The sequence below is a fragment of the Arthrobacter sp. SE2 genome (assembly GCF_058244265.1).
The window spans coordinates 10,077-28,911 of record NZ_JBZAYA010000022.1 but is presented as its reverse complement, the minus strand read 5'-3'; the positions used below and the strand labels follow the sequence as shown (position 1 = coordinate 28,911).

Annotated in this window: 15 protein-coding genes and 1 pseudogene; all 16 read right to left on the bottom strand. The window is 63.3% G+C overall.

Going from position 1 to position 18,835, the window contains the following annotated elements; all coding sequences use genetic code 11:
• Position 1: 1 nt before the first annotated feature.
• Positions 2-3,559, bottom strand: a complete 3,558-nt coding sequence (dnaE, locus tag AC4CS3_RS21035) for a DNA polymerase III subunit alpha (protein ID WP_490785064.1) — start codon at positions 3,557-3,559, stop codon at positions 2-4.
• A gap of 61 nt (positions 3,560-3,620) precedes the next feature.
• Complete coding sequence (locus AC4CS3_RS21030; RefSeq protein WP_437773214.1) at positions 3,621-4,547, bottom strand: RluA family pseudouridine synthase; 927 nt, start codon at positions 4,545-4,547, stop codon at positions 3,621-3,623.
• Positions 4,540-5,160, bottom strand: coding sequence for a signal peptidase II (gene lspA / locus AC4CS3_RS21025; RefSeq protein ID WP_490785063.1), 621 nt, complete (start codon positions 5,158-5,160; stop codon positions 4,540-4,542). Before lspA ends, AC4CS3_RS21030 begins: the two co-directional genes overlap by 8 nt.
• A 92-nt stretch (positions 5,161-5,252) precedes the next feature.
• The gene (locus AC4CS3_RS21020; protein WP_437773212.1) at positions 5,253-5,933 is read right to left on the bottom strand and encodes a DivIVA domain-containing protein; all 681 of its coding nucleotides are present in this window, start codon (positions 5,931-5,933) and stop codon (positions 5,253-5,255) included.
• A 164-nt stretch (positions 5,934-6,097) separates the two neighbouring features.
• On the bottom strand, positions 6,098-6,385 hold the full coding sequence (locus AC4CS3_RS21015) for a YggT family protein (RefSeq protein ID WP_490785062.1): 288 nt from the start codon (positions 6,383-6,385) through the stop codon (positions 6,098-6,100).
• A gap of 104 nt (positions 6,386-6,489) precedes the next feature.
• Entirely contained in the window at positions 6,490-7,020 is a 531-nt protein-coding gene (locus AC4CS3_RS21010; protein WP_345446866.1) for a cell division protein SepF, read from the bottom strand.
• Positions 7,021-7,108: 88 nt separating this feature from the next.
• Positions 7,109-7,858 carry a YggS family pyridoxal phosphate-dependent enzyme gene (locus AC4CS3_RS21005; protein ID WP_490785061.1) on the bottom strand — a complete coding sequence of 250 codons (750 nt, stop codon included), beginning with the start codon at positions 7,856-7,858 and terminating at the stop codon, positions 7,109-7,111.
• Positions 7,851-8,546 carry a purine nucleoside phosphorylase YfiH/LACC1 family protein gene (locus tag AC4CS3_RS21000; RefSeq protein ID WP_490785060.1) on the bottom strand — a complete coding sequence of 232 codons (696 nt, stop codon included), beginning with the start codon at positions 8,544-8,546 and terminating at the stop codon, positions 7,851-7,853. Before AC4CS3_RS21000 ends, AC4CS3_RS21005 begins: the two co-directional genes overlap by 8 nt.
• 38 nt (positions 8,547-8,584) lie before the next feature.
• A complete protein-coding gene (ftsZ, locus tag AC4CS3_RS20995; RefSeq protein ID WP_236816900.1) occupies positions 8,585-9,814 on the bottom strand; it encodes a cell division protein FtsZ in 1,230 nt (409 codons plus the stop codon).
• A 215-nt stretch (positions 9,815-10,029) separates the two neighbouring features.
• Positions 10,030-10,869, bottom strand: a complete 840-nt coding sequence (locus AC4CS3_RS20990; protein ID WP_490785059.1) for a cell division protein FtsQ/DivIB — start codon at positions 10,867-10,869, stop codon at positions 10,030-10,032.
• Positions 10,862-12,136, bottom strand: a pseudogene (gene murC / locus AC4CS3_RS20985) (UDP-N-acetylmuramate--L-alanine ligase); the annotation flags it as partial. The gene AC4CS3_RS20990 and the pseudogene murC, both read right to left, overlap by 8 nt.
• A 95-nt stretch (positions 12,137-12,231) precedes the next feature.
• A complete protein-coding gene (murG, locus tag AC4CS3_RS20980; protein ID WP_490785058.1) occupies positions 12,232-13,338 on the bottom strand; it encodes an undecaprenyldiphospho-muramoylpentapeptide beta-N-acetylglucosaminyltransferase in 1,107 nt (368 codons plus the stop codon).
• Positions 13,339-13,344: 6 nt separating this feature from the next.
• Positions 13,345-14,649, bottom strand: a complete 1,305-nt coding sequence (gene ftsW / locus AC4CS3_RS20975) for a putative lipid II flippase FtsW (RefSeq protein WP_490785057.1) — start codon at positions 14,647-14,649, stop codon at positions 13,345-13,347.
• 2 nt (positions 14,650-14,651) lie between these two features.
• A complete protein-coding gene (murD, locus tag AC4CS3_RS20970; protein ID WP_490785056.1) occupies positions 14,652-16,253 on the bottom strand; it encodes a UDP-N-acetylmuramoyl-L-alanine--D-glutamate ligase in 1,602 nt (533 codons plus the stop codon).
• Positions 16,235-17,344 carry a phospho-N-acetylmuramoyl-pentapeptide-transferase gene (mraY, locus tag AC4CS3_RS20965; protein WP_437773203.1) on the bottom strand — a complete coding sequence of 370 codons (1,110 nt, stop codon included), beginning with the start codon at positions 17,342-17,344 and terminating at the stop codon, positions 16,235-16,237. The genes murD and mraY overlap by 19 nt, the downstream gene beginning before the upstream one ends.
• Positions 17,341-18,831, bottom strand: a complete 1,491-nt coding sequence (locus tag AC4CS3_RS20960) for a UDP-N-acetylmuramoyl-tripeptide--D-alanyl-D-alanine ligase (RefSeq protein WP_490785055.1) — start codon at positions 18,829-18,831, stop codon at positions 17,341-17,343. The genes mraY and AC4CS3_RS20960 overlap by 4 nt, the downstream gene beginning before the upstream one ends.
• Between the last annotated feature and the right edge of the window lie 4 nt (positions 18,832-18,835).

Sequence of the window (18,835 nt, the reverse complement as noted above, 5' to 3'; positions counted from 1 at the left end):
ATCAACTGTCCAGGCAGGTCGGGCCGAGAAGTACCTTGAGATCACCGAAAAGCGACGGAGTGGGATTCACGCGCAGGTGCACGGGCAGGCCCATGACCTCGACCTTGGAGTCACCTTGCAGGTGGAGCCGGACCTCGGAGTTTCCCCGGTGGGTGGTCAAAACATCGCGAAGATCAGTGACGACGGCCTCGGTTGCCTTGTAGGTGGGCATCGTGATGACGAGGGGACCGTTGGTGCTTTCGCTCAGGTCCGGAACCGAGAGCTCCATGCAGTTCAAGGTGACCGCACCGTCGTCGCGCCGCTGCAGGCGGCCCTTGACCACCACGATCAGGTCCTCCGCGAGGACCGAGGCGATGGGGCCGTAGACCTGGCCGAAGAACATGACTTCGATGGAACCGCCCAGGTCTTCGATTTCCGCCCGCGCGTAGGCGTTGCCGCTTGCCTTGGCAATCCTGCGGCTGAGCGAGGTGATCATGCCCGCAATGGTGACGATGGCCCCGTCGTGCGGTCCGTCTTCTCCCAGGATCGAAGTGATCGACTGCTCGGCGTGCTGGCTCAACACGCCCTCAAGCCCTTGCAGTGGATGGTCCGAGACGTAGAGTCCGAGCATGTCACGCTCGAAGGCGAGCTTGTCTTTCTTCTCCCATTCGGGCAGGTCCGGGATCTCCGTGCTCAGGGAGGCTTGCGGCTCCTGGTCCTCGAATCCGGCGAAGAGATCGAACTGGCCGATCGCCTCATTTCGTTTGAGCGTGATGACCGAATCGATCGCTTCTTCGTGCACCATCGCCAGCGCACGGCGGTGATGGCCGAGGGAGTCGAACGCACCGGCCTTGATGAGGGACTCGATGGTGCGCTTGTTGCAGACCACCGCCGGAACCTTCATGAGGAAGTCCTTGAAGGAGGTGTAGGAGCCCTCGCTCGCCCGGGCCGCCACCATGGCTTCCACGACGTTGACGCCGACGTTGCGGATAGCCCCCATTCCGAAGCGGATGTCGGTTCCGACAGGGGTGAAGTTGAGGCTTGACTCGTTGACGTCCGGCGGCAGGACCGTAATGCCCATGCGCCGGCATTCATTGAGGTAGATGGCCGATTTGTCCTTGTCGTCGCCCACGGAAGTGAGCAGGGCGGCCATGTATTCGGGAGCGAAGTGGGCCTTCAGGTACGCGGTCCAGTAGGAAATGACCCCGTACGCGGCGGAGTGCGCCTTGTTGAAGGCGTAGTCGGAGAACGGGAGCAAGATGTCCCACAAGGTCTTGACGGCATCCATGGAATAGCCGTTGTCCTGCATGCCCTGGGAGAAGCCGGCAAACTGCTTGTCCAGTTCGGATTTCTTCTTCTTGCCCATGGCGCGCCGGAGGATATCGGCCTGACCAAGTGAGTAGCCGGCCAGCTTCTGGGCCACGGCCATGACCTGCTCCTGGTACACGATCAGGCCATACGTTCCACCGAGGATTTCGGAGAGCGGTTCCTCGAGCTCCGGGTGGATCGGGATGACTTCCTGGATCTTGTTCTTACGCAGGGCGTAATCCGTGTGGGCGTTGGCGCCCATGGGACCCGGCCGGTACAGCGCCAACACGGCGGAGATGTCTTCGAAGTTGTCAGGCTTCATGAGCTTGAGCAGCGACCGCATAGGCCCGCCGTCGAGCTGGAAGACTCCCAAAGTGTCGCCGCGCGCCAGCAACTCGTACGACGCCGGATCGTCCAACGACAGGTGCTCGAGATCGAGGTCGACGCCTCGGTTCATCTTGATGTTTTCCAGGGCGTCGGAAATGATCGTCAGGTTCCTCAAGCCGAGGAAGTCCATCTTGATCAGGCCAAGGCCTTCGGACGTCGGGTAATCGAACTGCGTGATGACCTGGCCGTCCTGGATGCGTCGCATGACAGGAATGACGTCGATGATGGGGTCCGAAGACATGATGACACCCGCGGCATGTACGCCCCACTGCCGCTTCAGCCCCTCAATGCCCAGCGCGGTCTCGAAGACCTTGGCGGCCTCCGGGTCCGTGCTGATGAGCTGGCGGAAGTCTCCGGCCTCGCCATAGCGCTTGGCCTCGGGGTTCTGGATGTCCGCTAGCGGGATGTCCTTGGCCATGACGGCCGGCGGCAACGCCTTGGTGAGCTGTTCACCCATGCTGAACGGGTAGCCGAGCACACGGGAGGAGTCCTTGAGCGCCTGCTTGGTCTTGATGGTGCCGTAGGTGACAATCATGGCCACGCGCTCGTCGCCGTACTTCCGGGTGACGTAGTCGATGACCTCGGAACGGCGACGATCATCGAAGTCGACGTCGAAGTCGGGCATGGACACGCGGTCCGGGTTGAGGAAGCGCTCGAAGATCAGGCCGTGTTCCAGCGGGTCGAGGTCGGTGATGCGCATGGCATACGCCACCATGGAACCCGCACCCGAACCACGGCCCGGGCCCACCCTGATTCCGTTGTTCTTGGCCCAGTTGATGAAGTCGGCCACCACCAGGAAGTATCCCGGGAAGCCCATGGACGTGATGACCTCAAGCTCATAGTCGGCTTGCTTCCGTACCTTGTCCGGGACGCCGTTCGGGTAGCGGTAGTCGAGCCCCGTGGCTACTTCCTTGACGAGCCATGATGTCTCGTCCTCGCCGGGAGGACAAGGGAACCGCGGCATGTAGTTCGCGCCCGTGTTGAAGGACACTTCGCAGCGCTCTGCGATCAGCAAAGTGTTGTCGCAGGCTTCGGGATGGTCGCGGAACAACTCGCGCATCTCCTGCGGTGACTTCAGGTAGTAGCCGCTGCCGGAGAACGCAAACCGCGAGCCGCCGTTGTCATAGGTGGGCTCGAGCAGCGTGGAGCCCGACTGGATCGCCAAGAGGGCCTCGTGCGCCTTCGCGTCATGCTCATGCGTGTAGTGGAGGTCATTGGTGGCCACAAGCGGCAGCTTCAGTTCCTTGGCCAAACGCAGCAGATCGCCGGTGACCCGCCGTTCGATGTCCAAGCCATGGTCCATCAGTTCGCAGAAGTAGTTTTCCGCACCGAAGATGTCGCGGAACTCGGAAGCCGCGGCCAGCGCCTCCCGGTACTGCCCGAGCCGAAGGCGGGTCTGGACTTCACCGGAAGGGCAACCGGTGGTGGCGATCAGGCCTTCGGAATACGTGTTCAGCAACTCCCTGTCCAAGCGGGGCCATTTGCCGAACACCGAGTCGAGCGAAGCAATCGAGGATGCCCGGAACAGATTGCGCATGCCGACGTTGTTGTAGCTCAACAACGTCATGTGGGTGTAGGAACCACCACCGGAAACGTCATCCTTGCGCTGGCCCTCGTCGCCCCAGCGAACGCGCTCTTTGTCGCCGCGCGCCGTGCCCGGCGTGACATAGGCTTCGACGCCGATGATCGGCTTGATGCCTTTGTCCGTGGCCTTCTTCCAGAAATCGAAGGCACCGAACAGGTATCCGTGGTCCGTGGTGGCCAGCGCAGGCATGCCCAGCCGCTCGGTCTCGTCGAACAACTCAGTAAGACGTGCCGCACCATCCAGCATGGAGTATTCGGTGTGGGTGTGCAGATGGACGAACGAGTCATTGCTGGAAGTCACCACGACAGTCTACCGGCAGGGCCCGAGCAGTTGGAGAGGCGCGCCCGAAGCTTGGATCCGCCTATGCGTTACCGCTTTCAAGGAGCTCCAGCGCGTACTGCAGATCCGCCGGATACTCGCTGGTGACTTCCACCCATTCGCCGGTCCGGGGGTGGTTGAAGCCAAGCCGCCGCGCGTGCAGCCACTGCCGGGTAAGACCCAGGTTGGCAGCCAAACGCGGGTCCGCCCCATAGGTCAGATCGCCGGCGCAAGGGTGCCTGAGGGCCGAGAAATGAACCCGGATCTGGTGTGTCCTGCCTGTCTCAAGGTGAATTTCCACGAGGGTCGCCTTGCCATAGGCCTCGAGGACTTCGTAGTGCGTCACGGAGGGACGGCCATCCTCGATCACCGCGAAACGCCAATCATGCCCCGGGTGGCGCCCGATGGGCGCGTCTATGGTGCCCTCCAGTGGATCCGGCAGGCCCTGGACCACTGCGTGGTACACCTTCTCCACCGTGCGTTCCTTGAAGGCCCGCTTGAGCACCGTGTAAGCCTGTTCGCTCTTGGCCACGACCATGACGCCGGAGGTTCCGACGTCGAGACGATGGACGATGCCGGCACGTTCAGGCGCGCCGGACGTTGAGATCCGGTATCCCGCACCGGCAAGGCCACCCACCACGGTAGGGCCGACCCAACCTGGGGACGGGTGCGCCGCCACGCCAACAGGCTTGTCGATGACGACAAAGTCGTCATCGTCCAACAGGATATTCAGGCCTTCCACGACTTCCTCCACGACTTCCAAGGGATCCCGGCGTTCCGGAACGGTGACTTCCAGCACGGACCCGGCAACGAGTTTCGCCGATTTGCCCAGCGTGCTTGCCGAGATGGTGACGTTGCCCTCGGCGATCAGCAAGGCGGCCGCGGAGCGGGAGATATCCATCAGTTTCGCCAAGCCTGCGTCGGCCCTGGCCCCGCCCAACTCATCAGGCACCACGAATTGCTCAGACATCGCCCGGATCCTCACCTTCCGGCGTGCCGGACTTGTCCGGCGCCGAACCGGCGGAGTGGTGGCGGGAGCCATCGAGCCCGATCCCCCGCAAAGTCAGCAGGCAGATAATCACGACGCTGGAAACCACCGCAGAGTCGGCGATGTTGAAAATAGCGAAGTTGGGCAACTGGATGAAGTCCACGACGTGGCCCATGGCAAAGGATGGCTCGCGGAAAAGACGGTCCGTGAGGTTTCCGAGCGCACCACCAAGCAGCAGGCCGAGTGCCAGGGACCACCAGACTGACCCCAATCGACGCACTTGGAAAAGGATCACCACTGAAACGGCCGCCATGACGATCGTGAAGACCCAGGTGACGTTTTCACCGATGGAGAACGCAGCGCCCGAGTTTCGGATGTAGTACCAGTGCAGGAGAGGAGGAAGGACGGGGATCCGCTCGCCTTCAACCATGGTGCTGGTGACCCAGAGTTTGGTCAGTTGATCGAAGGCGTACGCGAACACGGCGAAGCCTGCAAAGACCCAAAGCAGTGCGGGACGCCACGTATGGGCTTTGATGCGGACCGGCTCAGTGATGCCGTTCGTTTGTTCTGTGCCGTCAGTTTGTTCGTCGCTCATAGTACTTTCATTCGGTAACCGTGGCTTCTGCGCCTTAACAGGCGAAAGCCGGTGGCCGAGGAATCCCCAGCCACCGGCTTTCAGAATACTTGCTAGACCTCTGCGGCGGCTTCGCCGACCTCAGGAGCCGCAACTGAGCCGCGGGCATCCAGGTCGCGCAGCTGGCCTTCGATGTAGGCCTTCAGGCGGGAGCGGTAGTCGCGCTCGAAGCCGCGGAGCTGCTCCACCTTGCGTTCTAGAACGCTGCGCTGCTGCTCGAGGGCACCGAGGATCTTGCGGGACTTGTCCTGCGCGTCGTTGACGAGGCTGGAAGCTTCGATCTGTGCCTCGGCAATGATCTTTTCCTTCTGCTGCTCGCCATCGGCCACGTGCTTGTCGTGCATCTGCTGAGCCATGGCCAGCAGACCGGCTGCGGACTCGGCGGACGGAGAGCCGGCCGAAGGTGCGGCCGGAACCGGAGCGGCGGCAACAGCCGGCTCCTTCTTCTTCTCAGCCTCGGCCTTCGCTTCGGCTTCCGCCTTGGCCTGGGCGTCCTTGTCGGCCTTCACCGGTGCGGGCACCTTCTCGACCACGGGTGCCGATGCCGCGCTGGCAGCCACTGGGTTTCCGGCTTCGCCGAGCTTCTTGCGCAGCTCGTCGTTCTCTTGGTTCAAACGCCTCAGCTCGACGACGATTTCGTCGAGAAAGTCGTCGACCTCGTCCTGGTCGTAGCCTTCGCGGAACTTGGTCGGCTGAAAGCGCTTGTTGACAACGTCTTCTGGCGTCAAAGCCATCTGGTCACCTCGTTGGTCTAGTTAGTCAGTAGGCCTTCCGGCCGTTCAAAACTACGGTACCTAAATATCATCTGATTCCCCCAATTCAACACCATCGTGTTGGGTCGGAGATTGCAGCCCACTCGCCGACGAAACAGATTGACGGAAAATGGCCTGCGGAAAAGCTACGCCAGCGTGTAGACGAATCCCATCGCGATGCTGACGACAATAAACACGATGAGGAATGCAAGATCAAGGGACACCCCACCAAGCTGCAGTGGCGGGATCAGCCGGCGGATCTGTTTCAAGGGCGGATCAGTCACGGAATAGACCACGTGCGCGGCAACCAGGGCTCCGCCACGGGGGCGCCACTGCCGCGCAAACATCTGCACCAGATCGAAAACGAGCCTGATGACGAGGGTGACCAGGAACAGCAGCAATGCAATGTACAAAAGGCCGAAAACTATGCCCACGGGTTAGCTCAGATCTCCTAGTTCGCCACTTTTCTCGGTCAGTCCCTCTATTGCAACACAGATGCCAGGCAGATCGCTCTGCCTGGCATTCCGTGATGACTGTGCTAGCTCTGGTTGAAGAACGTTGCTTGGGCTTCGCTGACCTTCTTGTCGTCGCCAAGAACTTCGACGTACGACGGCGACAACAGGAAAACCTTGCTGGTGACGCGCTCAATGCTGCCATGGAGTCCGAAGACCAACCCGGCGGAAAAATCGACGAGGCGCTTGGCATCTCCCTCGCCCATGTCGGTGACGTTCATGATCACGGGGATGCCGTCCCGGAAACTTTCGCCGATGATCTTGGCGTCATTGTAGGAACGGGGATGGACGGTGGTGATCTGCCTCAGTCCGGAGGCGTCTTCGCGGCTAGATGCCGCACGCTTGATAGGTGTCACGGGTGCGCGGTATTCCTCTTCGGCGACAGGGGGGACTTCACGAACTACTTCACGTACAGGTGCAGGAGCGCGGCGCTCTTCACGATTGTGGTCAACAGACCGGTCCTCGTCCGCGTGCTGCATGTGCTGCTCAGACTCGTAGTGTTCATCGCCATCGGCGAGCCCAAGATAAACCATTGTCTTGCGCAATGCGCCAGCCATGCTGGACTCCTATCGTGTCTGCAGTAGGCGGGCCGCCCATGACTTGACATCGCTGAAATCCCGGCCCGTCGCTTCCAATACTTTGACGCTACCCCACCCGCGGACGCGAACCGAGAATATCCGAGCCAATTCGCAGGTGTGTCGCACCAAATTGAACGGCGGCTTCGAGGTCCTGGCTCATCCCGGCGGATATCCCCACGGCGTCCGGATACAGCCTCCGCAAATCCCGTGAAATGGCAGCGAGTTTCTCGAACGCTTCCTCCGGGGGCGCGCCGAGCGGCGCGACGGCCATCACTCCGGCCAGGCGCAGCCCGGCGGCAAGGGCGATGGATTCGGCGAGGCGCTCGACGTCGGACGGAGCGGCACCGCCGCGGTGGGCGCCGCCGTCGTCCTCAAGGCTGACCTGGATGTAGCAGTCAAGGTCCTGTCTGCCGGACTCGGATTGCTGGCGTGCAACGGCCTTGGCAAGGGCCTCGGCGAGTTGCGGACGGTCGATCGATTGCACGGAAAACGCGTATTTCGCGACGGATTTGGCCTTGTTGCTTTGCAGTTGACCGATAAAGTGCCAACGTACCGGGAGTCCGGCCAGCTCGGCAGACTTCGCGGCCGCTTCCTGGTCGCGGTTTTCGCCGACGTCGGTCACGCCAAGTGCCGCCAGCCGGGCTACGTCAGCTGCGGGATGGAACTTGCTGACGACTATCAGTTGCGGCTCTTCGCTTCGCCCGGCCGCCGCGGTTGCCGCCGAAATCCGTTGGCGGACCGCGGCGAGCCGTTCGCGCAGCTCGGCGGTCCGTGGATCGCCCGCGGCGCTTTCCGCTGTCGGGAAATTCTCACTCATGCGTCCACACCAAACCTGCAAATCGGCCCGTTTGCTGATTGCGCCTATACGAGTAAAGCCGAGCAGTCTCCAGCGTGCACTCCCCCGAGTACTCGACCGTGACGCCGAGGGCCTCCAGCTGGGCGCGCACACCTGCGGGCAGATCCAGTGCCGGCGTACCCCAGGAGGTTGTGGACCAGGTTTCCGGGACCGCGGCAGCTACGTCCGTCTGCAATTGTTCGGGAACTTCGTAGCATTCACCGCAGATGGAAGGGCCCACCCAGGCGCTGATGGTCGCCGCACCTTGGCTTCGCATATTGACCACCGTGGCCGAAACGATGTCCGCGGCAACCCCGGGCCGGCCGGCGTGGACCACAGCAAGAACCGGATCGGATTCGTCCTCCACGTCGCCCAATAGCACGACGGGGACACAATCGGCCACCATGACCGCAAGAGGCTGTCCCCTGGACACCATGGCGTCGGCCGTTGGTCCGTCCCCGTGCACGGAGATGAATTCGACGGCTTTTCCGTGGACCTGGTTCATGTATTGGAAATGGCGTTCGCCGAGCCCCGCTGCTGCTTCCAGCCGGACCCGGCGCGCCATGACATCGCCAGAATTGTCCGCCACGTGCAGTGCAAGGTTGCCCGCATCGTCATCGGAGAAGGCAACCGAAATTCCGGGCCGCACTTCTTTTCGCCACCAAAACACTACTGGCTAACTCTCCTGGGTGGGTTTGAACAGACCTGCTACTTCAGGAAGTCCGGAACATCGAGGTCGTCGGTGCGGCTTCCCGAAAGGTCCGGTTCGACGACGGCCGGGAGGTCGACGTCGAAGCCCGAGTCAGCCGGCAACGCCGAAGGGCGCTGCTGGCCCCAGTTGCTCAAGCCGGAGGCGCCGACGCCGGCGGAAACGTGCTGCGGCGCGGAATAGGCCGGTGCAGCTGACGGTGCAGGACGATCCGGGGCCGCCGGGGCCTGGTGCTGACCGGGCTGCTGGGCAGCAGACTGGTTCATTGACGGTGACGTGGCCTTGACGTCGTCAAAACCAGCGGCGATGACCGTGACGCGTGCTTCGTCACCCAGGGCGTCGTCAATGACGGCACCGAAGATGATGTTGGCTTCGGGGTGGGCCACTTCCTGCACGAGCCTTGCGGCTTCGTTGATTTCGAACAGACCCAGGTCCGAACCGCCCTGGATGGAGAGCAGGACGCCGTGGGCGCCATCGATCGACGCTTCCAGCAGCGGCGAAGCGATGGCGAGCTCTGCGGCCTTGACAGCGCGGTCCTCGCCGCGCGCTGAGCCGATACCCATCAGCGCGGAGCCTGCGCCCTGCATGACCGACTTGACGTCGGCGAAGTCGAGGTTGATCAGGCCCGGGGTGGTGATGAGGTCCGTGATGCCTTGGACACCGGACAGGAGTACTTGGTCAGCGGAACGGAAAGCGTCCAGGACGGAGACGTTACGGTCGCTGATGGACAGGAGGCGGTCGTTGGGAATGACGATGAGGGTATCGACTTCGTCGCGCAGGGCGTCGATTCCAGCCTCCGCCGAACCGGCGCGCCGGCGGCCTTCGAAGGTGAAGGGCCGCGTGACGACACCGATGGTCAGGGCGCCGAGCGAGCGGGCGATCCGGGCCACGACGGGGGCGCCGCCGGTTCCGGTGCCGCCGCCTTCGCCTGCGGTGACGAAGACCATGTCGGCTCCGCGGATAACCTCTTCGATCTCATCGGCGTGGTCCTCGGCTGCCTGGCGTCCGACGTCGGGGTTGGCGCCGGCTCCCAGACCGCGTGTGAGCTCGCGTCCGACGTCAAGCTTGACGTCGGCGTCGCTCATGAGGAGAGCCTGGGCATCGGTGTTGATGGCGATGAACTCGACGCCGCGGAGGCCGACTTCGATCATTCGGTTAACTGCATTCACGCCACCGCCGCCGATGCCGACGACCTTGATGACGGCCAAGTAATTCTGCGGTGCTGCCACGTTTCGTGCCCCTTGCTTGTGTCCTATAGCGAAACAGATCGAGTCCAACTTGAATTCTTGGACCTTAACCCTCTAGTTGAAGGTTATAGTTATGTCAAGTAACTCTTAAGTGACGGTATGGGCTATGAATCCGACATTCAATGACCGCCTCCGCGTGTCGTGTGAAAGTCCGAAAAATAGCCCTGTGCGTCAGTGGGGTTACTTCCTGAAATGGCCTATTTGGTGAACGGGTGCCTCGGTGCGCTGACATCGTAGACATTCACCGGAACTTTTGGATTGGCGGGAGCCTTAAGCAACGCCTGGAGGACGCGCGCCTTCAGCTCCTTCTCGTCCGCATTCCCCCACACAACGATCTTGCCGTCCGTGAGCTTGAGCTCGACGGCGTCCGGCGACGAGGCCGACGCGCTGGCCATCTTGGCCAGGACATCCGCCGGCAGGGTCGCAAGAACCGCAGTGATCGCCCGGAAGAGATTCTGGTTGGCTCCTTGCCCATCGATGAGGGGCAAGGCAACCGATGCGGTATCGGCGGTTGATCCGAGCTGGACGCCGTCGACGTCAACCAGTGAATAGTTGTCGCCGCTCTTGACCAGGGCCACGGGTACCCGTTCGACGACGTGGACCAAGAGTTCCGACGGCGGGCGGGCTTCGGTACTGACGGAGCGCACCTGGACAAGGGGCTTGAGCAGCGCGGCAATCTCGGCGTCGCTGATTTGTGGAAGGGGTTTTCCCTTCACCGGTTCCAGGGCCTTCTGGACGCTCCCCGCCTGGAGCAGCTTGGTGCCGTCGACCGTCACCGTGCGCACGGCGAACACCGGCGAGTAGATCGCCGCAACGATTATTCCGGCGACCAGGGCCACAATAATGGCCAAGGCCGTGATCACCGTCCGCCGCCGCTTGCGTCCCTTGGGCTCCGGAAAGGCCAGGACATTGTTGTCCTTGCTGCCGGCGGACCCCGAAGCGCTCCCGACGGGATCGTCGAGGCTGCGTTCAGCACTGACGACTCCGGGCCGGGTGCCCGCCTGCGGCTTGAAAGTGGGCTTCCGGGTGTCAGCCACCCAACAGCTCCACGATCCGGGGCCCGTAGGCCGTCACGTCGCCGGCTCCCACGGTCAGGACGATGTCACCCTCGCCGGCCGCCGAAAGAACCGCGTCCAGCGCTTCCTGTCCGCCAGCCACGAGCCTGCCGCTCTTGAGGCGCCCCGTGATCAAGGTACTCGTGACTCCTGGAATGGGATCCTCGCGGGCAGGGTAGATGTCCAGCACGAGGGCCGTATCCGCCTCGCCAAGCGCTTCTGCGAACTGTTCCGCGAACTCGCGGGTGCGCGAAAACAGGTGGGGCTGGAAGAGCACGTGCACCTTGTTGCCGCCTGCCACAGAGCGGGCAGCTGACAAGGCGGCCCGGACTTCCGTTGGGTGGTGGGCGTAGTCGTCGTAGACACGCACGCCCCTCCCCTGTCCCTTGAATTCGAATCGCCGCGATGCTCCGGTGAAGTGGCCGAGGGCGGCCGCGGCAGCCTGGGGCGCCACGCCGAGCTCGACTGCGACGCCGAACGCGGCCGCCGCGTTCAATGCGTTGTGCCGCCCGGGCACTTGAAGATCAAGGCGGTATTCCTGCCCGTCGATAGAAACCAGGACATCGCCCGGTCCCCCATCGTGCAGGCGGATATCCGCGTCCTCCGCGGTCCCGTAGCTCAGCACCCGGGTATTGCCCGCAGCACGGGTCCGTTCCGCGAGGGCCCGGGCGCCGTCGTCGTCCGCGCAGGCGAAAAGAACGCCGTTGGCGGGCAGGAGTGCCGCGAAGCTGTCGAAAGAGGCGTAGACAGCCTCAGGCGTGCCGTAGTAGTCGAGGTGGTCGGCCTCGACGTTGGTGACGACGGCGATGAGGGGCCGGTAGTTAAGGAAAGAACCGTCCGATTCATCGGCTTCGGCAACGAAGATGTCCGAGGTGCCGTGCGCTGCGTTGACACCGAGGGCGGGTACGTTGGCGCCGATGGCGAAGGACGGATCGAGGCCCGCTTCCTTGAGCAACACGGCAACCATTGAGGTGGTGGTGGACTTGCCATGCGTGCCGGCCACGGTCACCACACGGTCTGCGCCCATGGTCGCCGCGAGGGCCTCCGAGCGGTGGAGCACCGGAAGGCCGGCCGCCCGGGCCGCTTCCAGCTCCGGATTGTCCGCCCTGATGGCCGAACCCGCGACGACGGTCTGCGCGTCACGAAGATTTTCCGCGGCGTAGCCGACTGCGATCCGGGCCCCCGCGGACCCGAGGTCGTGCATAACGGGAAGGTCCTTGGCGTCGGAACCGCTCACCGGAACGCCCCTGGCCACCATGATGCGTGCGACGGCAGACATGCCCACGCCGCCGATGCCGATGAAATGGACCCTGCCGAGGGAATCGATGTCTGCGAGGGGCTGGGTCATTCGGTTACCGCTTCCAAGACGAGATCGGCCATCCGCCGATCAGCATTTCTGATGCCAAGTTCCTTTGCCTTGCTGGCCATATCCTCAAGGCGGGCTTGATCCGTGAGCAACGGAATCAACTCGGTCTTGAGCCATTCCGCGGTCAGGGCCCGGTCATCGACCAAAAGCGCCGCCCCGGCTTTGACCAGCGCGGAGGCGTTCATTGCCTGCTCGCCGTTTCCGATGGGCAGCGGAACGAAGACCGCAGGGAGCCCGACGGCGGCCACCTCGCTGACGGTTGCCGCGCCGGATCGGGAAAGGAGGACGTCTGCGGCCGCGTAGACGTTTTCCATGCCGTCCACGTATTCCACCTGATGGTAGCCGTCGGCAGCCAAGGGGGCGCCGTCGTCGTTCGTCACTGCCTTGCCGCGGCCGGTGATGTGCAGTGTCTGGATACCGGCTTCCGACAAAGCGGCGACGGCTCCGGCAATGGTCCGGTTGATGCTCTGGGCGCCGGAGGAACCACCCGTCACGATGAGTGCAGGCTGTCCGGCGTCCAGACCGAGCGACTGCCTGGCGTCCGCTCGCCAAGCCGCCCGGTCCAAACCGGCGATGGCCTTGCGCATGGGCATCCCCACGTGGCGGGCGTGCCGTAGCCGGGTCTCGGGGAAGGCCACACCCACACGTTTGGTGAACATCGCTCCTACCCGGTTGGCAAGCCCGGCGCGCGTGTTCGCCTCGTGGATGACGATGGGGATCCTGCGACGCCAGGCCGCGAGGTACATGGGAGTGCAGACATAGCCGCCGACGCCGAGGAGGACGTCCGCCTGCGCGTCGTCTAGAATGCGCCCGGCTTGCTTGACGGCGGCCGCGAGCCTGCCGGGCAGTTTGAGCAGATCCGCGGAAGGCTTCCGGGGAAACGGAACCCGGTCGATGGTGGCCAACTCGTAGCCGGCAGCCGGAACGAGACGCGTTTCCATGCCGTTGGGTGTGCCGACGGCAAGGATCCTGGCATCGGGCCGCAGCGACTTGATGGCATCGGCAATGGCAAGCAAGGGGCTGATGTGTCCGGCGGTCCCGCCGCCGGCGAGGACCACGGAGAGGGGCTTGGGCTGGGAATTCATGGAGTGCTATGTACGCTTTCGTGCAGTTTTCGCAAATCGCCAGCGCGGCTTGGAGCGGCTGGCAGGAGCCATTTGGGCGCGGGCCAAAGACAACACTACGCCCACGCCGCATAGCGACATCACCAACGCTGAACCCCCATAGGAAATGAAAGGCAGCGGCACGCCGATCACGGGGAGCAGGCCTGCCACCATCGCCATGTTGATCGCGGCCTGTCCAAGCATCCACGCCATGATCGATCCGCCGAGCACCCTGGCGAACAAGTCTTCCTGGTGGCTGACGACCCGGTAGATGGCAACCGCGAGCAAGGCAAAAAGCACCAGGACCACGATCGTCCCCACAAGCCCGAGTTCTTCCCCGATGACAGCGAAGATGAAGTCGTTGTGGGCTTCGGGAATCCACTGGTATTTTTGCCGGCTCTGGCCAAGTCCAACACCAAGCCAACCTCCCGAAGCAAGGGCGCTGAGCCCTTGTTCGCTCTGGAATCCGATGTCGCTTGCCCCTGCGCAGCTCTGCCCCATCCACGAGGTGATCCGGCACATTCGGTTTCCACTCGTAAACGCCAGGATCAGGGCGGCAGCTGCGGCAACACCACCGGCCGCAGCGAAAAGCTTCAGGTTGACGCCGCCGAAAAACAATCCCGCAGCCATGATGAGCATGACCACCAGCGAGGTGCCGAGGTCATGTCCCAGGACAATCAAGGTGATGATGGCGCCGGAGACCGGCACGACAGGGATCAGCGCGTGCATCCATTTGTCAAGAAGTTTTGCCTTGACGGAAAGAACCGTGGCCATCCAGAGCACCAGCGCGAACTTGGCGTACTCCGATGGCTGGAAGGTGAAGCCGCCGATCTCGATCCAGTTCTGGTTGCCCAGAACACGTTTGCCGATGACCAGGACCAGCACCAGCAAGGCGCCGGCAAGAATGATCGAGGGCCATGCGAATCGCTTAAGCCACAGGACGTTGACCCGCGAAAGCACCAGCATCGCAACGATGCCTATCGCGGCGAACATGCCTTGCTTAGTGGCGATGGAGTACGGGGATTCGCCGGCCGCAATCGCTTCGACGCTCGACGCCGACAGGACCATGATGATCCCGATGGCCGTCAGGGCAAGCGAAGCTCCAAGAATCAAGTAGTAGGTTGACCCGCCGCTCGATTTACCGCTTCCTTCGAGGGTCGACCAAAACCCGGAAATCCCCGTGCGGATGCGGGACGGCAGCGAGGCCCGCGCCACGCCTGCCGCGCGTCCGGCGGGGTCTGCCTTGCCGGCCCGGGTCCGCCCGGGCCCGCTGCGCGTGGGCGTGCTGACCATTGTTACTCCTCGGTGGTCTGTGCCTGGCCTTCCACAAGCTCGCGCACTGCCCGGATGAAAGCATCGCCACGGTGAGCGTAGGAAGAGAACTGGTCCATGGAGGCAGCCGCCGGAGCCATCAGCACGGTATCGCCGGACTCGGCGATACTAGCTGCCGACTCGACAGCATGGGCCATCACGGTGTCGCCGAAGATCGGAGACGGTTCCGCGGCGGTACCAGCTGAATCGGCGGACTGCACCATTTCAGTGTCGCCCTTGGGCTGCCCGATTACGGGCACATCCGCTGCGTGTCGCTTGAGGGAGGCTTCCAGGTCCGCGGTGTCGGAGCCGATCAGCACCACCGCTTTGAGCCTGCGCGCGTTGCTTTTGACCAAGTCGTCGTAGTTGACGCCCTTGGACAGACCGCCGGCGATCCAGACGACGCTATCGAACGCCGACAGGGCCGCAGAAGCAGCATGCGGATTGGTCGCCTTGGAGTCGTTGACCCAGAGGACGCCGTTCTGCTTGGCCACAGGCTGGATACGGTGGTTTCCGGGGAGATAGTTCCTGAGCCCCTCACGCACTGCGGCCGGTTCGACGCCGTAGGCGCGCACCAGTGCGGCGGCGGCCAGCGCGTTCGCAACCATGTGTCGCGGCGCAGCCGTGCCCAGGTCCGCCAGGGACGCGAGTTCCTCTGCAGAACTCTTGCGCTCTTCGATGAACGCACGGTCCACGAGCAAGCCCTCGACCACGCCGAGCATGCTGATGGCCGGAGTCAAGGTGGTGAAACCGATCGCCCGGCAACCCTCGACCACGTCGGCGTTTTCCACCATGCGTTCGGTCTCGATTTGCTCGGCGTTGTAGATGCACGCCTTCTGGGTGTTCTCGAAGATCTTTGCCTTGTCCGCGAGGTAGGACTCGTAGGAGCCGTGCCAGTCGACGTGGTCCTCGGCGACGTTGAGGCAGACGCTCGCCACCGGGGAGAGCGATTCGATCCAGTGCAATTGGAAGCTGGAAAGCTCAACCGCGAAAGCGTCGTACTCCACAGGGTCACGGAGTGCGTCCAGGATGGGGGTGCCTACATTCCCCACGGCGATTGCCTTGAGCCCTGCTGCCTGCAGCATGGCTTCGGTCATGCCCACCGTCGTGGTTTTGCCGTTGGTACCCGTGATCGTGAGCCAGTCCGCCGTCTTGCGGCCCTCGCGTTCGCGCACCCGCCAGGCGAGCTCGACGTCGCCCCACACCGGTACGTGGGCCCTTTTGGCAGCTGCCAGGAGGGACTGATCCGGCCGCCAGCCCGGCGACGTCACGACGAGTTCGGGCTTTTCACCGTCCACGCGGGGCAGCGTTTTGACGGCGTCCTGGCCGAGGAGGACGTCGGCTGCGCCGACGATCTTCAAGGTGTCCGCCTGCGCTAGGGCTTTGGCGCTCGTGGCAGCGTCAACAACCACCACCCGGGCGCCGAGTTCGATCAAGGTATCGGCGGCCGCGAAACCGGAGACGCCGATGCCGGTCACGACGACGCGCAGGCCCTTCCAGTCGGAGTCCCAACTGACGAGGTTCTCGAGCCGGTCGTTGGCAGAAGGCTTGGTTTGAGGACTTGCGCTCATAGCAGCACCACCCATTCAGCATAGAAAATCCCAAGGCCTGCGGCCACGAACAAGCCACAAAGAATCCAGAATCGGACAACCACCGTGATCTCGGCCCAGCCCTTGAGTTCGAAATGATGCTGAAGGGGCGCCATTTTGAAGACCCGCTTACCCTTGGTGAGCTTGAAGTAGCCCACCTGGATGATGACTGACAGCGTGATGAGGACGAAAAGCCCACCGATGATGCCCAAAAGAAGTTCGGTGCGGGAAAGGATCGCAAAGCCGGCCACCGCCCCGCCGATCGCCAGGGAACCGGTGTCTCCCATGAAGATCTTCGCCGGAGACGTGTTCCACCAGAGGAAGCCCACCAGCGCGGCACTGCAAATAGCTGCCAGGAGCGCCAGATCGAGCGGGTCGCGGACCGAATAGCAGCCGCTGCCCGCCTCGCGGGGTGAACCGCACGCCTGGTTGTTCTGCCAGATTCCCATGAGTGTGTACGCCCCGAAGACCATGATGGAGGCGCCGGCGGCAAGGCCGTCCAGTCCGTCCGTCAGGTTGACGCCGTTGGTTGCCGCAGTGACGATCAGGTTCGACCAGATGACGAACAGGATGGCTCCGAGGACGGTGCCCCCGAAGGCCAGGTTCAGCCAGGGAATGTCCCGCACAAGGGAAATATGGGTGGAGGCCGGCGTGATCCCCTGCGAGTCGGGGAAGTTCAGGACGAGTACTGCGAAGACGATGCCAACAAATGCTTGGAGAATCAGCTTGGCCTTGGCGTTGAGTCCGAGGCTGCGTTGCTTGGAAATCTTGATGAAATCGTCGAGGAAACCAACGAATCCCATACCCACCATCAGGAACAACAAGAGCAAGCCCGAAGCCGACGGGCCCGGTGATCGCGGGTTCATCATCCACATGATCAGGTGGGTCAACCCATAGCTGATGAGTACGGCGGCCACCACGACCGTCCCGCCCATGGTGGGAGTACCGCGCTTGGTGTGGTGCGAGGTGGGTCCGTCGTCGCGGATGAACTGGCCGTATCCCTTGGTGACGAGGAACCGGATGAAGAGTGGCGTTCCGACCAAAGCCACCAGGAGGGCGACGCCCGCGCCGATCAACAGTGCAATCACAGCAGCTCGTTCCCTTCATTGGCCGCAGTTGCAGCCGCGGTGTTCGCACTCGTACTGACCTGTGGAGGTAATGCTATCCGATCCCCCAAATGCCTTAAGCCGACCCCGTTCGAGGACTTGAAAAGCACCAAGTCGCCTGTTTTGAGCTCGGCCTGCAGCAGTTCGTAGGCCTCGTCGGCCGTTTCAGCGAAAATGCATTCGTCGCCCCAGGAGCCTTCCTGGATCGCGGAAATGTACAGCGCCCGGGCTTCGCGGCCAACCACCACGAGCCTGGAAATGTTCAAGCGAACCACTTGCGTCCCCACGATGGTGTGTTCGCGGATGGAATCTTCGCCGAGTTCCAGCATCGCGCCCAGCACCGCCCAGGTGCGGCGTCCCTGGCCGAGGTCGGCGAGGGTGCGCAAGGCTGCACGCATGGATTCCGGATTCGCGTTGTACGCGTCGTTGATGATGGTGACGCCGTCTGCCCGCTCAGTGCGTTCCATTCTCCACCGGCTGGCCGGGGACTGCTCGCTCAGCGAGTCGGCGATCCCGGCTGCAGGGAGGCCTGCCGCGAACGCGGCGGCCGCGGCGGCAAGCAGGTTGGTGACGTGGTGCGCACCGATCAGCTTGCTGTGGACGCGATGGGGGACCCCGCCGTCGGGAAGGATGAGTTCGAACTCCGGGTGGCCGTCCTCATCGATATCGGCGTTCCTGGCTTCGACCTCCGAGCCGGAAATGCCCGTAGCGGTGGTTCCGAGCACTTTGGCCTGGGTGCGGGAGACCATCGCCGCGACGCGCGCGTCGTCGAGGTTGATGACGGCGGTTCCGTCCTGCCCCAGCGCTTCGACGAGTTCGCCCTTGGCCTTGGCTATGTTCTCCACCCCACCGAACTCGCCGGCGTGGGCGGTGCCGACGCAAAGAACGACGCCGATGTCCGGTTGAACCATCTCGGCGAGGTATTTGATGTGGCCGACCCCGGTGGCGCCCATTTCGATCACGAGGTAACGCGTGCCCGCATCGGCTCCGAACACGGTGAGCGGCACGCCGACTTCACCGTTGTACGAACCCTGCGGTGCCACTGTGGCGCCGGCCCGGGAAAGAATGCCCGCGAGCAAGTCCTTGGTAGTTGTCTTGCCCGCCGAGCCTGTGATCCCGATGACAGTGAAGGGCTCCCCCTGGGCCGCACGTGCGGCGCGGATGCGGCGCACGGACTCTGCGGCCAGGGCACCCATCGCGATCACGGCGTCATCGACGACGACGGCGGGGTACGGCCGGCCGTCGTCGTCGGAAACGTCGCGCTCGGTCAGCGCCAGGACAGCCCCGCGCTCGAAAGCGGCGCCCACGTAGGCATGGCCGTCAGCGTTCTCACCTGGTTTGGCCACGTACAGCGATCCGGCCGCCGCCTCACGGGAGTCGGTAACGATGGACGCCGGGACAATGCCCGGGTCCGCTGCCAATCGGCCATTGGTAATATCGGCGATCTCCGCCGCAGTAAGTGCAATCATCTCG

Bases quoted from the DNA above. Each gene is read 5' to 3' on its own strand.
- AC4CS3_RS21030 (WP_437773214.1), bottom strand. From the start codon at position 4,547: ATGTCTGAGCAATTCGTGGTGCCTGATGAGTTGGGCGGGGCCAGGGCC.
- lspA (WP_490785063.1), bottom strand. From the start codon at position 5,160: ATGAGCGACGAACAAACTGACGGCACAGAACAAACGAACGGCATCACT.
- AC4CS3_RS21020 (WP_437773212.1), bottom strand. From the start codon at position 5,933: ATGGCTTTGACGCCAGAAGACGTTGTCAACAAGCGCTTTCAGCCGACC.
- AC4CS3_RS21010 (WP_345446866.1), bottom strand. From the start codon at position 7,020: ATGGCTGGCGCATTGCGCAAGACAATGGTTTATCTTGGGCTCGCCGAT.
- AC4CS3_RS21005 (WP_490785061.1), bottom strand. From the start codon at position 7,858: ATGAGTGAGAATTTCCCGACAGCGGAAAGCGCCGCGGGCGATCCACGG.
- murG (WP_490785058.1), bottom strand. From the start codon at position 13,338: ATGAATTCCCAGCCCAAGCCCCTCTCCGTGGTCCTCGCCGGCGGCGGG.
- ftsW (WP_490785057.1), bottom strand. From the start codon at position 14,649: ATGGTCAGCACGCCCACGCGCAGCGGGCCCGGGCGGACCCGGGCCGGC.
- murD (WP_490785056.1), bottom strand. From the start codon at position 16,253: ATGGGTGGTGCTGCTATGAGCGCAAGTCCTCAAACCAAGCCTTCTGCC.
- AC4CS3_RS20960 (WP_490785055.1), bottom strand. From the start codon at position 18,831: ATGATTGCACTTACTGCGGCGGAGATCGCCGATATTACCAATGGCCGA.